We start from the raw sequence: 14,042 nt of genomic DNA on the forward strand, positions 1-14,042 counted from the left end.
TCCCCGACCGTCGTCGCACTCGTGCTTTATTCGCTGATCGCGACCCTGTGGATGGGTCCGATTCGAGCGTTTCGTCGCTACTGGAGCCCGATTCGTTACACGGGCCGCGCCGCTACGTCCGGCTGTCTCGGCCCATCAGTCGACGGGTGCGAGCCCGTAGGCCCCAGACGGTGACCTTCCACAGCGCCTCGCGGACGATCCCGCCGCTCATCTTGGACTCGCCGCGCTCGCGCTCGGTGAACGTGATCGGCACCTCGTCGACTGTGAAGCCCTCGGAGATCGTGCGCCACGCCAAGTCCACCTGGAAGCAGTAGCCGTGCGATTCGATGGCGTCGAGCGGCAGCTTCTGCAGCACCTCTCGGCGGTACGCGCGGAAGCCTCCGGTGATGTCTCGCAGGGAGACCCCCAGGGCCAGCCGTGAATAGACGTTGCCTCCGCGCGAGAGCCACTCACGATGCTTGGGCCAGTTGACCACCGAACCTCCGGGCACGTACCGCGAACCCAGCACCAGGTCGGCGCCGGAGTCGACGCGATCGAGCAGTCGATGAAGCTGCTCGGGGGCATGAGAGCCGTCCGCATCCATCTCCACCAGCACGGAGTAGTCTCGCTCGAGACCCCATCGGAATCCAGCGATGTACGCGCCCCCGAGACCGTTCTTCTCGGTGCGGTGCATCACGTGGATGCGCTGGTCGGCATCGGCCGCCGCGAGACGGTCCGCGAGGGCACCCGTGCCGTCGGGACTGCCGTCGTCGACGACGAGGATGTGCACCTGCGGTAGCGCGGCCAGGACGCGTCCGACGATCGGTTCGAGATTGTCGATCTCGTTGAACGTGGGCACGATCACCAGCGTGTGCCTGCTCGGCCGACCCTGATCAGCTGACGTCATCGAGATCCTCTTCCGCGGCCTTGCGGCCTGTGCCTTCTGCGGCCTCGCGGCCGACTGTGTTTTCGGTGGAACCGGTGGTGCTGTGTGTTCGGCGAGCATGTTCACGACCGCGGCGGGCGGTGAGCACACCGGCAACCGTGGCACCGGCGGCCAGCGCGAGAAGGGCGTACTCCACACTCGCGCCGAGCCGAGTGGCCAGCGTAGTACCCGAGCGCACCACGACGGACGACACCAGGAATTCCGGTGCGAACAACGGGGTGCGATCGACCACCGAACCGTCGGGCGCGATGATGGCGCTCACCCCGCTGGTGGCCGCGACGACGACGGTGCGTGAGTGCTCGACAGCGCGAATCCGCGACATCGCGAGCTGCTGGTAGGTCATCTCGGTGTCACCGAACGTCGCGTTGTTGGTGGGTACGGCGATGAGCTGGGCACCGTTGACCACCGACTCGTGCAGGGCGCGGTCGAATGCCACCTCGTAGCAGGTGGCGACGCCGACGGTCAGGTCGGCCGGACCCGACAGGTCGCGTCGGTCGTCGACTCGGACGACCCCGTTGCCGCTGCCGGGTACGAAGTTGCCCGCAGAATCGGCGTACGACGAGAACAGCCGGAAGAAGCTGCGGAAGGGCAGATACTCGCCGAAGGGCTGGATGATCTTCTTGTCGTGCCGATCCCCGGGACCGGAGTTGCCGGACCAGACGATCACCGAGTTGGTGGTGGTGCGGTCGGAGTTCACCAGCACCGCGCCCACCAGGATCGGCGCCCCGATCCGTTCGCTCGCCGCGCTGATCTCGGCGGCGGCGTCGGCGTTGCGAAGCGGGTCGATGTCGGAGGCGTTCTCCGGCCACACCACGACGTCCGGGGCCGGAACCGAGCCGGAGTCCACTGCGGCCGCAAGGCGAAGTGTCTCCTGGACGTGGTTGTCGAGAACCTGGCGGCGCTGGGCGTTGAAGTCCAGACCCAGCCGAGGCACGCTCCCCTGGATCGCCGCGACCACGATGGTCCTGTCGCCGTCGCGGGCAGATTCGACGCCAGGGTGGACTGCCAGCGCGACGAGCGGCCACACCAGTGTCGCCGCGGCGGCACCGGCGACGGCGCGAACGGCTGGGCTCCGATGACCGGCTCGCGTACCGCGAAGTCGCCACAGGGCGCGCAGCAGGAACGCCGTCGCGCTCCCGATCATCGCCACGGCGAAGCTGAGCAGAGGGGCGCCGCCGAGCGATGCGATACCGATCAGCGGCGATTCGGATTGACCGAAGGCAAGACGCCCCCAGGGGAATCCGCCGAACGGAACTGTGCTGCGCACCCACTCCGCGGCGGACCACGCCACAGCGATCCACAGGGCGCCGCCGCGAACACGGCCGACGATCACCGCCAGGATCCCGAATCCGCCGATGTAGAGCGACTGCACCACTGCCAGTGCAATCCAGGGAAGGGGGCCGACGTACACGCCGATCCAGGGCAGCAGCGGCAGGAAATACCCCAGCCCGAACGTCGTGCCCAGAGCGAACCCGAACTTCTTCGACACTGGTCCGCGTCGGCCGGGGATGAGGGCGAGTACGAGCAGGGCCAGGGCGAACGGGGCGAGCCACCACAGAGTCCGAGGTGGGAACGAAGCCCAGGTCAGCAGCCCTCCACCCAGGGCGAGCGCGAGTCTGCCCAGCGTCAGAGGATCCCTCAGGGAGGACCATCTGCTCGGTGTGGCGCGTGCGGTCACCGGGCGAACACCGTGCGGCCCCGATGCACGGTGCGCAGGCAGACCGGGTCGGGCGAAGCGTCATCCAACCTGGGCAGGGCGGGCACTCGCGACCGGGGGTCGGTGGACCACCGCTGCACGGAGTCCTTCGGTGCGGCCACCACCAGTTCACCGGTCTCCCACACGGCGAAGGATGCGGGGGCGCCGGGCACCAGCGTGCCCGCCATCCCGTCGCGGACTCCCCCGGCGCGCCACGCGCCACGTGTCGCGGCGGCGAAGGCCGCGCGCGGAGAGATGGCCGAGCCCCGGGTGCGGTGACCGACGGCTGCTCGAACACCCGCCCAGGGGGCCAGCGCGGTGACCGGGGAATCGGAACCGAGAGCCAGCGAGACGCCCGCCGAGGCCAAGGCAGCGAAAGGGTTCATCGCGGCAGACCGTTCGGCACCGAGGCGTTCGGCATACATTCCGGCCTCGCCACCCCAGACGTGGTCGAACATCGGCTGCACGCTGGCGATGACGCCGTACGAGGCCAAGACCGCAGCCTCCTGCGCGGTGACCATCTCGAGGTGCTCGAGGCGATGCCCGCGGGCGGCCACCGACGGTCCCCCGCACTCGGCCACCGCCCGCTCGAGTCCGGCGACGAACGCGCCCACCGCAGCGTCGCCGATCGCGTGGAAACCGGCCTGGATGCCGGCTCGCGTGCAGGCGACGAGGTGTTCGGCAATCGCGTCGGCATCGAGATAGGCCCGGCCCGTGCAGCCTGGCTCGTCGGCATAGCTCTCGCGCAGCCAGGCAGTGCGCGAGCCGATGGAGCCGTCGATGCACAGATCGCCGCCGAGGGCGTGCGCGCTCGTCTCGGCGAGCAGCGCGCGGGCCTGTTCGGCGGAGGTGACCTTCTCGCCCCAGTACCCCCGCACTTCGACGCCGTGATCGAGAGCGAGCAGGTCTGCGAAGTCCGCCTGTCCGGAGATGTCGGGCCCGCCGCACTCGTGGACCGCGACCAACCCGCGCGATGCGGCGACATCGAGGGCGCGGCGCTGCGCTGCGCGCCTGGTCTCGGCGCCGAGCAGGCTCCGCGCGACCCCGCGAGCGACGTGGTGGTTCTCGCCCCGAACCGGTGCTTGCGGATCGACATCGTCGCCGAAGCCCGCTGCTGCGCGCAGCACCGTCGAGCAGGCCGCCGAATGCACGTCGACGCGCGTGAGATACACCGCTCGTCCCGGCGCCGCGGCATCGAGGTCGTCCGTGGTGGGTGGGCGCCGATCCGCCCACCTCGACTCGTCCCAGTTCTGGCCCCAGACGACGGGGTCGTCGGGACGCTCGGATGCGAAGCGGCGCAGACGATCCATCGCCTCGGCCAGATCGACCGAACCGGCGAGATCGAGCCCGACGGCATCGGGGCCGTCGATGGACAGTCCGGTCGCCGTGGTGTGGACGTGGGAGTCGACGAACCCGGGGGTGACGAATGCGCCGGCGAGATCGACGATGTCCGCGTCCGGATGCAGCGCCAGTGCCGGTCGATCGTCCCCGACCCACACCACGACACCGTCGGTGACCGCCATGGCTGTCGCGTCCGGAGCGGCGGGGCTGTAGATGCGCCCGTTGAGGAGGAGCTCGGTAGTCACGGTGACCAAGTGTGCCCGGTCGGCGTCCAGCGCGGTTCGCCGGTCCGTCGGGTACTAGGTCCGCAGGTCCGGCGCATCGATCACCAGCGGCTTCGAGGTCGGCCGGTGGGCGGTCGGTGGCACCACGTCCCCGTCGATGATCACAGCCCCCGCCCCGAAGGTCCGGCCCGTGGCGAAGCCGCGGCGCCGAACGGTGCGGGTGGCGGCGGCGGTGACGACCGGGCGCACCAGAGCTCTGGTGGCGGGGATCAGCAGGAGCAGTCCGAGGAGGCTGCACACCAGCCCTGGTACGGCGAGCAGGACGGAGCCGGCCGCGACGAGGGCGCCGTCCGCGACGACCGTTCCGGGCTCGCGCTCGCGGCGAGCAGCCGAGCGGAACTGGGCGATGACCCGGCGTCCCTGGGAGCGCACGAGCATGAGCCCGAGTACGGAGGTGGCGACGAGGAGGGCGAGGGTCCAGAGGATACCGACGGTGCTGGCGAGCCAGATCAGGACACCGATCTCCACGACGAGGTAGGCGACGAACAACAGCAGTGGCACGGGTTGGTCCTCCGATCCGACTAACGATTCGGCGAACGTCCGCCGACACATGATGACAACGTCCGGGTCGACCGATTTTCTCCCGAATCCGAGTGTTTCGTCCCGGACACGATGTGTGGACGTGCACTAACGTTGTCCGGCGTGAGTGAACCCGGCTCCCGCGGCGTCGACGCGGACTTCCTGGACCTGCCACTTCGCGACCTGGCCGAGGTGGGGTTGAGTGTGGCTCGTGCCGCCGGGGCGAGCCACGCCGACGTGCGGGTGCACCGCATGCGTACCCAGTCGATACGTCTGCGCGACGGGTCCGTCCAGTCGTCGGTGGACTCGACCGATCTCGGACTCGCCGTTCGAGTGATCGTGGACGGGACGTGGGGTTTCGCCTCCCACGCGGTGCTCGACGCCGCCACGGTGCGCGAGACCGCGACCCGTGCGGTGGAGGTGGCGCGGGCCCTGCACGAGCTCAACCGTGATCGTGTGGTGCTCGCCGACGAGCCGGTGTACCCCGACGCGACGTGGGTGAGCGACTACGAGGTCGACCCGTTCTCGGTGCCGACGGCGGAGAAGGTGTCGCTGCTGGCCGAGTTCTCCGGCCGGCTCTCGGCCTCGGACGGAGTCGACCACGTCACCGCGTCCGCCTTGATGGTGAAGGAGCAGACGTTCTACGCCGACAGCGCCGGCTCGTCGATCGTCCAGCAGCGCGTACGCATGCACCCGCAACTCGAGGCCACCACCGTGGACTCCGCGGCCGGCACCTTCGAGACCATGCGCACGCTCGCGCCCCCGGTCGGGCGCGGATGGGAGTACATGACCGGCGCACACGCCGGCTGGGACTGGGACGACGAATTGGCACGGATCCCGGAGTGGCTCGCCGAGAAGGTGAAGGCGCCATCGATCACGGCCGGACCCACCGACCTCGTGATCGATCCCAGCAATTTGTGGCTGACCATCCACGAGTCGATCGGGCACGCCACCGAGTACGACCGCGCCATCGGCTACGAGGCCGCCTACGCCGGAACCTCGTTCGCCACCCCCGATCAGTTGGGGACGCTGCGCTACGGCTCGCCGGTGATGCACGTCACCGCCGATCGCACACAGCAGCACGGCCTGGCCAGCATCGGGTGGGACGACGACGGCGTGCAATCGCAACGTTGGGACCTGGTGCGCGAGGGAACCCTCGTCGGATACCAACTCGATCGGGTGTTCGCCCCCAGGTTGGGGCTCGACAGATCCAACGGGTGTTCCTACGCCGACTCCGCCCACCACGTTCCCATCCAGCGAATGGCCAACGTCTCGCTGCAACCGGATCCCGATCGCGACACCACCACGGCGGATCTGATCTCCCGCGTGGAGAACGGGCTCTACATCGTCGGGGACAAGTCCTGGTCGATCGACATGCAGCGCTACAACTTCCAGTTCACCGGTCAGCGATTCTTCCGCATCGTCGACGGGCAGCTGGCCGGCCAGGTGCGCGACGTGGCGTACCAGGCGACGACCACCGACTTCTGGGGGTCGCTCGAGGCCGTCGGTGGCCCGACGACGTGGACTCTGGGCGGTGCCTTCAACTGCGGCAAGGCCCAGCCGGGTCAGGTCGCCGCGGTCAGTCACGGGTGCCCGTCGGCCCTGTTCCGCGGGGTGAGCGTTCTCAACACACGAACGGAGGCGGGACAGTGATCGCCGCGCACGAGGTCATCGAACAGGCATTGCGCGCGGTCACGGTCTCCGAGGCCGTCGTGATCGTCTCCGACATCTCCGACGCGTCACTTCGGTGGGCGGGCAGCTCGATGACCACCAACGGTGTGTCCACAGCGCGCACCTGGGTGGTGGTGGCCTTCGATCGTCGCGATGGCCGAACCCGTGTGGGCACGGTGTCCTCGAGCAGTGTCGATCCTGCCGAGATCGTCGACGTCGTGCGAGCAGCCGAGGAAGCGGCGCGTGCCGCCGAGCCGGCCCCGGACGAAGTCGATCCGGTCGAGTCCGACGGCGTTCCCGCCGACTGGGGTACCGCCGCGCCCGCCACCGGCGTGGACGTCTTCGACCCGATCGCCGGCGCCCTCGGGCACGGTTTCGGTGGTGCCGACGCGCTGTACGGGTTCGCCTCCCACACCGTCACCACGGTGTCGCTCGGCACCACCACCGGCCTGCGGCGACGCTATGTCGATCCCGTCGGATCGATCGAGATCAACGGCAAGCGAGGCGGACTGACCGGGGCCAGCGCCTGGGCAGGGGTGGGCACCCGGGACTTCACCGATGTCTCGGTCGATGCGTTGCTCGCCGAGATCGATCGCCGCCTGGACTGGGCCGCCCGGCGCATCGACCTGCCCGCAGGCCGCTACGAGACGATCATGCCGCCATCGACGGTGGCGGACATGATGATCTACCTCATGTGGACCATGGAGGGTCGCGGTGCGCAGGAAGGTCGCACAGCCCTCTCCGCCCCGGGCGGCACTCGGATAGGCGAGAAGCTGGGGTCACTGCCGCTCACGTTGGCCAGTGATCCCCACGCCCGCGGGATGGAGTACGCACCGTTCGTGGCGACGGCGTCGTCGGGCGACGAGGTGTCGGTGTTCGACAACGGCCTCGAACGCGAGCGTGTGACGTGGGTGCGCGACGGGGTGGTCGACACCCTCGCCTACCCGCGGGCGGCGGCACGCGAGTTCGGTGCACCGGTCGCCCAGATGGGTGAGAACCTCATCCTCACCGGTGGTGCCGACGTCGGCATCGACGAGATGGTTGCGCGCACCGAGCGTGGACTTCTGCTGACCACCCTGTGGTACATCCGCGAGGTCGATCCGGCGACCCTGCTGTTGACGGGGCTCACCCGTGACGGTGTCTACCTGATCGATGACGGCGCTGTGACGGGGGCGGTGAACAACTTCCGGTTCAACGAGAGCCCCCTCGATCTCCTGCGTCGCGCCACCGAAGCGAGCCGCACCGAGCCGACTCTGCCTCGGGAGTGGAAGGACTGGTTCACCCGCACGGCCATGCCCGCGTTGCGAATCCCGGACTTCCACATGTCATCGGTCAGCAAGGCCCAGTAGCGCGGTCAGGCGGGGCGGACGGCGATCCCGATGGTGCTGGACTTACCCTTGAACAGGGAACTGGCGGTGACGCCGATCCAGCCGACCACTCCATACTTCGCTGTGATGGCCTCGCGGGTACGTTCGGTGCCCGCGTCGTCGAGCACGGTCGCGACCGCGTCGACGGCCGGGCCGGCGTTGTTTCCGGCCCGGTCGCACACCGCCACCGTCACCCTCGGCGTGTTCTTGACCCGTCGCACCTTCCAGGACGACGCCTGGGTCCACACCAGCAGTTCACCGGCGTCCAGCGCAGCCCACACGGCCGTCGGCTTCGCCCGCCCATCCTTGGTGAAGGTGGTCAGCAGGACGTACTTGGCAGTTCCGATGTCACCGAACGGGTTCGTCATGCCCGTGATGGTAGCGCCGGCCGCGGACGGTCGGGAGGCTCAGGCGTCCTCGAGGTCGCCTTCGCTCTCGAGGTACGCCGCCCGGAGCTCGGCCAGCACGGTGGGATCGGGCTCGGCCCACAGCCCGCGTTCGACCGCTTCGAGTAGACGCTCCGAGATCCCGTGCAGCGCCCACGGATTCGAGGTCTGCATGAACTTCCGATTCTCCTCGTCCAGGACGTAGGTCTCGGTGATCTTGTCGTACATCCAGTCCTGCACCACCCCGGTGGTGGCGTCGTAGCCGAACAGGTAGTCCACCGTCGCCGCCATCTCGAACGCGCCCTTGTAGCCGTGTCGGCGCATCGCGGCCAACCAACGCGGATTGATCACGCGGGCGCGGAAGACGCGGGCGGTCTCCTCGGCCAGGGTGCGGGTGCGCACCGACTCCGGGCGGGTGCTGTCGCCGATGTACGACTCCGGCGACGTACCCGTCAGGGAGCGGACCGTGGCGATCATGCCGCCGTGGTACTGGAAGTAGTCGTCGGAATCGGCGATGTCGTGCTCGCGGGTGTCGGTGTTCTTGGCGGCCACGGCGATTCGGCGGTACGAGGTGCGCATGTCGTCGGCGGCGGGGACACCGTCGAGGCCGCGCCCATAGGCGTACCCACCCCACGTGGTGTAGACCTGCGCGAGGTCGTCGTCGCTGCGCCAACTCCGGCTGTCCATGAGCTGCAGCAGGCCCGCGCCGTACGTCCCCGGCTTGGAGCCGAAGATCCGCGTGGTGGCCCGCCGTTCGTCGCCGTGGCCGGCGATATCGGCCCGGGCGTGAGCGCGCACGTAGTTCATCTCGGCAGGCTCGTCGAGACCCGCCACCAGGCGTACCGCATCGTCGAGCATCGCCAGCACGTGCGGGAACGCGTCGCGGAAGAACCCACTGATCCGCACGGTCACATCGATGCGGGGCCGCGACAGCTCCTCCAGCGGAATAGGTTCCACACGCACCACCCGGCGCGAGGCCTCGTCCCACACCGGCAGCACACCGAGCAGCGCGAACACCTCGGCGACGTCGTCGCCGGATGTGCGCATCGCGCTGGTCCCCCACACCGACAACCCCACCGATGCCGGGTAGTGACCGTGGTCCGCGACGTAGCGCTCGAGGAGCGAATCGGCCAGCAATCGACCGGTCTCCCACGCCAGCTGGGACGGCACGGCCTTGGGGTCGACCGAGTAGAAGTTACGACCGGTGGGCAGCACGTTGACCAGACCGCGCAGCGGGGAACCACTGGGGCCGGCCGGGATGAACCCGCCCGCGAGGGCGTGCAGGATGCGATCGATCTCGGCGTCGGTTCCCCGCAGCCGCGGGATCACCTCCGACGCCGCGAACTCGAGGATTCGCTCCACCGTGGGCCCGTGGCCCTGTGCGACGCGGGCGGCAGCCGCGGGATCCCACCCGGCTCGGGCCATCCCTACCACCAGGTCGCGGGCGCGTTCCTCGATGGCGTCCACACGCTCGCGACGCTCGTCGCCGTCCTCGCTCAGACCCAGAGCCTCCCGCAGTCCCGGCACGCTGCGTTCGCCGCCCCACATCTGACGCGCCCGCAGCATCGCCAGCACCATGTCGATCTCCGACTCCCCCTGCGGGGCCTGACCGAGCACGTGCAGCCCGTCCCGAATCTGCACATCCTTGATCTCGCACAGCCAGCCGTCGACGTGAAGGAGCATGTCGTCGAAGACGTCCTCGTCGGGGCGCTCGTCGAGCCCGAGGTCGGTGTGCATCTGCGCGGCGGTCATCAGCGTCCAGATCTGCTGCCGGATGGCCGGCAGCTTCACCGGGTCGAGAGTGGTGATGTTGGAGTGCTCGTCGAGCAGTTGCTCGAGGCGAGTGATGTCGCCGTAGCTCTCGGCTCGCGCCATCGGCGGCACCAGGTGATCGACCAGAGTGGCGTGAGCGCGGCGTTTGGCCTGGGTACCCTCACCGGGGTCGTTGACCAGGAAGGGGTAGATCAGCGGGAGATCGCCCAGCGCGGCATCGGTTCCACAGGAGGCCGACATCGCCAGAGTCTTGCCGGGTAGCCACTCGAGGTTGCCGTGCTTGCCCATGTGGACGATCGCGTCCGCTCCGAACCCCCCGCGCTCACGCGGCGCGGCCACCCAGCGGTACGCCGCGAGGTAGTGGTGGCTCGGCGGCAGATTCGGATCGTGGTAGATCGCGATCGGGTTCTCCCCGAACCCCCGCGGCGGCTGCACCATGATCAGCACGTTCTCGAACTGCAGTGCCGCGATGACGATCTCGCCGGCCGGATCGGCGGACCTGTCGACGTAGAGCTCGCCGGGGGCGGGACCCCACGCCTGCTCGACACCGTCTCGGAAATCGCGCGGCAGAGTATCGAACCACTCGCGGTAGAGTGCCGCCGAGATTCGAATCGGGTTGCGCGCCAACGCATCCTCGGTCAACCAGTCCGGATCCTGGCCACCGGCGGCGATGAGCGCATGGATCAGCGCGTCACCGTCCTGCTCGGCCAGGCCGGGGACGGCGCTCTCACCTGCGGGCGGACCCATGCGGTACCCGGCGTCGCGCAGCGCGGAGAGGAGGGCGATGGTGCTGCGCGGTGTGTCCAACCCGACCGCGTTACCGATCCGGGCATGCTTGGTGGGGTACGCGGACAGCATGAGCACCACACGTTTGTCGGCAGCCGGGATGCGCCGCAGACGTGCATGGCGCACCGCGATTCCGGCGACGCGCGCGCACCGCTCGAGGTCGGGTACGTACGTGGCGAGTCCGTCGGCGTCGATCTCCTTGAACGAGAACGGAACCGTGATGATGCGTCCGTCGAACTCCGGGACCGCCACCTGGGTCGCCACGTCCAGCGGGGTCATGCCGTCGTCGCCGTCGGCCCACGCGGCGCGACTGCTGGTCAGGCAGAGCCCCTGCAGGATCGGCACGTCCAGCGCCGCCAGTTCGGCGACGTCCCACGCCTCGTCGTCACCACCGGCACCGACACCCGCCGGCCGGGTTCCCCCGGCGGCGAGAACGGTGACGACCATCGAGTCCGCCTGTCGCAGAGTGTCGAGCAACTCGGGCGGCGCAGCCCGCAGGGAGGCGCAGAAGATCGGTAGTGCCCGCGCCCCGGCCTCCTCGATCGCCTCGCACAGCGCGTGCACGTAGGCGGTGTTGCCCGCCAGATGCTGCGCCCGGTAGTAGAGCACGGCCACCGTCGGTCCGCCGGTTTCGCCACGGCCGGGCCGCTCGAGCTCACCCCACACGGGCAGATGGATCGGCGGCGCGAAGCCGAAGCCGGTGAGCAACACGGTGTCCGAGAGGAACAGCGCCAACTCACGTAGGTTCTCCGCGCCGCCCTCGGCAAGGTAGGTGTGGGCGGTGGCCGCCACGTTGGCGGGCACGGTCGACAGTTCCATGAGCGCCGCGTCGGGCGCCTGTTCGCCGCCGAGCATCACCACCGGTTTGCCGCAGGCGAGAACCGCATCGACCCCTCGCGACCACATCTGCCGCCCACCGAGGATGCGCAGCACCACGACATCTGCCGCGTCGAGGAGTTGGGGGAGCTCGTCGGTGACGCTGATCCTGTTGGGGTTGACGGACCTGAAGTCACCGCCCGAGGCTCGCGCACTGGAGAGGTCGGTGTCGGAGGTCGACATCAGCAAGATCACGCGATGATCCTAACGATCCCGGGTCACCGGTCGAGCAGACCGCGATCCCGCAGCCAGAGTTCGGTGCGACGCATACCCTCGGCGAGATCGACCGAGGGTTCGAAACCGAGGATCCGACGCGCCTTCGCGATCGAGTACGTCCCGCGGCGGGTGAAGTACAGAACGGTGGCCCGATTGGCCTCGGATTCCTGACCGCGCAGTCTCGCCACCCGACCGGCTCCCTCGGCCAGTGCGACGGCCACCGAGGTGGGGACGCACACCGGTGCACGGGTGCCGAGCATGCGTGTGTAGTTCGAGAAGAACTCGAGGCAACTCACCCCGACACCGTCGGAGAGCGTGAACACCTGACCTGCCGCGTCGGGGTGGGCGGCCGCGGCGACCACACCGTCGACCAGGTTGTCCACGTACACCGGGCTGAAGATTCCCCGGCCGCCGTCGGGCAACACGAACTGGCGGGACTTGATCGCCTCCACCGGCAGGATGGTCCACGGCCGCGAGCCCGGGCCGTACACGTCGCCCGGCCGGATCACGGTGACCTCGATCTCCCGCGCGGCGTGGGCTGCGAGCACCACCTGCTCCGCTGCCACCTTGGTGTCGACATAAGGATTGCCGTCGGTGCGTACCGGCCACGTCTCGTCGACACCGTCGGGGAAGTCGAGATCGGAGAATGCTCGGATCGACGAGAAGTGCACGAACCGGGAGGCGCCACCGGCGATTGCCGCGTCGAGCGCCCGTCGGGTGCCCAGGACGTTCATCCGCCACGACAGTTCGGCATCGGCCGCGTTGGAGACCACCGCGGCGGTGTGTATCACCAGGTGCGCCCCGGCGGCATGCGCCTGCCACGGACCGGCCTCACTGACGTCCCCGGCGACCACCCCGCGCTCGGCGTCGCCCACACGGTCGACACCGGTCACGGTTGCTCCCGCAGCGGTGTATCGATCGGCGAGGGTGCGGCCGATGAAGCCGAGGGCGCCGGTGATGAAGACCGTGGGCGGTACTGGGTTCATGGCCGAGAGTATGCCTGGCCCGCCCCGCTCTCGTTCGGCGCGTCTGCCCTCGTACGGTGGAGGGATGAGTCAGCCGAGCGCCCGAACCGGCCCCGACGGGTGTCCCGGCGCGTTGACCGTGCATCACGCGGCGGACGGCGCGCTGGCCAGGATCAGGGTGCCCGGCGGTCTCCTGGCGCCCGAGCAGGTCGATGCTCTGGCCGAGGCAGCACACGATTTCGCCGAACCGCAGATTCATCTCACCGGTCGCGGGAACGTCCAGCTTCGTGCTGTCCGCGACCCGGATGCCCTCGCCGCCCGGCTCGCACTGGCCGGGCTCCTGCCGTCGCACACACACGAGAGGGTGCGCAACATCGTCGCCACCCCCCTCGCCGGACGGGTCGGCGGTAGCGCGGTGCACCACGTGGTCAGCGCTCTCGACACCGCGTTGCTCGCAGATCCGTCGCTGGCGGACCTGCCCGGCCGAATCCTGTTCACGATCGACGACGGGCGTGGCGACGTCTCCGGTCTGGGCGCGGACATCGGCCTGCACGCCGTCGACGGCGCGGCCGGACTGATCCTCGCCGGCCGTGACTCCGGCGTCCGCGTGGCCGATGAGTCCGCGGTGGCCACCGCTCTGGACGCCGCGCGTGCCTTCGCTGCGCTCCGAGACGGTCACTGGCGACTGTCCGAGATCCCCGGTGGGGTGGAATCGGTGCTCTCTCGGCTCGGCGTGGCACCGACGCACAGCCCGATCGACTTCGTCGTCCCCGAGCGACCGCCCATCGGCTGGATCGAGCAGGACGACGGCGCGGTGGCGCTCGGCGCGGCCCTCGAGCACGGCATCGTGCCCGCACGCACCGCGCAGTTCCTGGCCGCCACGGGTCGGCCGCTGCTCCTGACACCCTGGCGCTCGATCGTCCTGGTCGACCTACCCGAGGACGCCGCCGAACAGGTGGTGCGGGTGCTCGCCCCCATGGGGTTGATCTTCGACGCCGAGTCGCCGTGGGCACGGGTCGGTTCGTGTGTGGGTTCGCCCGGGTGCGCGCGGTCACACACCGACGTGCGCGCCGACCTCGTGCAGGCGATCTCCGACGGAACGATTCGCCCGACGGGTCGGGAGTACTGGTCGGGATGCGAGCGCACGTGCGGACGGCCGCGCGGGGCGGTGACAGACGTGATCGCCGGCCCCGACGGCTACACCGTGCGCCCCGGCTGAACGCTCTCCCCTATCGTG

General features: G+C 69.5%; 10 protein-coding genes. 3 read left to right on the forward strand and 7 right to left on the reverse strand.

The genetic code is table 11. The annotated features are described in order from the left end of the window. Nucleotides 1-112 precede the first annotated feature (112 nt). The 4 genes from ACY48E_RS06265 to ACY48E_RS06280 are packed head-to-tail and all read right to left on the reverse strand — an operon-like array spanning nucleotide 113 to nucleotide 4,747. On the reverse strand, nucleotides 113-886 hold the full coding sequence (locus tag ACY48E_RS06265; RefSeq protein WP_462871267.1) for a polyprenol monophosphomannose synthase: 774 nt from the start codon (nucleotides 884-886) through the stop codon (nucleotides 113-115). After that, nucleotides 873-2,603 carry an apolipoprotein N-acyltransferase gene (gene lnt, locus ACY48E_RS06270; protein ID WP_462871268.1) on the reverse strand — a complete coding sequence of 577 codons (1,731 nt, stop codon included), beginning with the start codon at nucleotides 2,601-2,603 and terminating at the stop codon, nucleotides 873-875. The genes ACY48E_RS06265 and lnt overlap by 14 nt, the downstream gene beginning before the upstream one ends. Further along, complete coding sequence (locus ACY48E_RS06275) at nucleotides 2,600-4,207, reverse strand: amidohydrolase (RefSeq protein WP_462871269.1); 1,608 nt, start codon at nucleotides 4,205-4,207, stop codon at nucleotides 2,600-2,602. The genes lnt and ACY48E_RS06275 overlap by 4 nt, the downstream gene beginning before the upstream one ends. 54 nt (nucleotides 4,208-4,261) lie before the next feature. Next, nucleotides 4,262-4,747 (reverse strand): FxsA family protein, encoded by a 486-nt coding sequence (locus ACY48E_RS06280; protein ID WP_462871270.1) that lies wholly within the window; start codon nucleotides 4,745-4,747, stop codon nucleotides 4,262-4,264. A gap of 141 nt (nucleotides 4,748-4,888) precedes the next feature. Between ACY48E_RS06280 and ACY48E_RS06285 the strand changes: the two genes are divergently transcribed. After that, the gene (locus ACY48E_RS06285; protein WP_462871271.1) at nucleotides 4,889-6,418 is read left to right on the forward strand and encodes a TldD/PmbA family protein; all 1,530 of its coding nucleotides are present in this window, start codon (nucleotides 4,889-4,891) and stop codon (nucleotides 6,416-6,418) included. Beyond that, nucleotides 6,415-7,785 carry a metallopeptidase TldD-related protein gene (locus tag ACY48E_RS06290; protein WP_462871273.1) on the forward strand — a complete coding sequence of 457 codons (1,371 nt, stop codon included), beginning with the start codon at nucleotides 6,415-6,417 and terminating at the stop codon, nucleotides 7,783-7,785. Before ACY48E_RS06285 ends, ACY48E_RS06290 begins: the two co-directional genes overlap by 4 nt. 5 nt (nucleotides 7,786-7,790) lie before the next feature. On the opposite strand, the gene ACY48E_RS06295 is transcribed toward ACY48E_RS06290, so the two are convergent. From ACY48E_RS06295 to ACY48E_RS06305, 3 genes are read right to left on the reverse strand one after another with little or no spacing between them, the layout of a single operon-like run. Next, complete coding sequence (locus tag ACY48E_RS06295; protein ID WP_462871274.1) at nucleotides 7,791-8,171, reverse strand: PPOX class F420-dependent oxidoreductase; 381 nt, start codon at nucleotides 8,169-8,171, stop codon at nucleotides 7,791-7,793. A 39-nt stretch (nucleotides 8,172-8,210) separates the two neighbouring features. Then, nucleotides 8,211-11,819, reverse strand: a complete 3,609-nt coding sequence (gene cobN, locus ACY48E_RS06300; RefSeq protein ID WP_462871275.1) for a cobaltochelatase subunit CobN — start codon at nucleotides 11,817-11,819, stop codon at nucleotides 8,211-8,213. A 23-nt stretch (nucleotides 11,820-11,842) separates the two neighbouring features. Further along, nucleotides 11,843-12,826, reverse strand: coding sequence for an NAD-dependent epimerase/dehydratase family protein (locus ACY48E_RS06305; RefSeq protein ID WP_462871276.1), 984 nt, complete (start codon nucleotides 12,824-12,826; stop codon nucleotides 11,843-11,845). Between the two features lie 64 nt (nucleotides 12,827-12,890). Between ACY48E_RS06305 and ACY48E_RS06310 the strand changes: the two genes are divergently transcribed. After that, a complete protein-coding gene (locus ACY48E_RS06310; protein ID WP_462871278.1) occupies nucleotides 12,891-14,024 on the forward strand; it encodes a precorrin-3B synthase in 1,134 nt (377 codons plus the stop codon). Nucleotides 14,025-14,042: the final 18 nt, after the last annotated feature.

The sequence above is a fragment of the Rhodococcus sp. AZ1 genome (assembly GCF_054979605.1).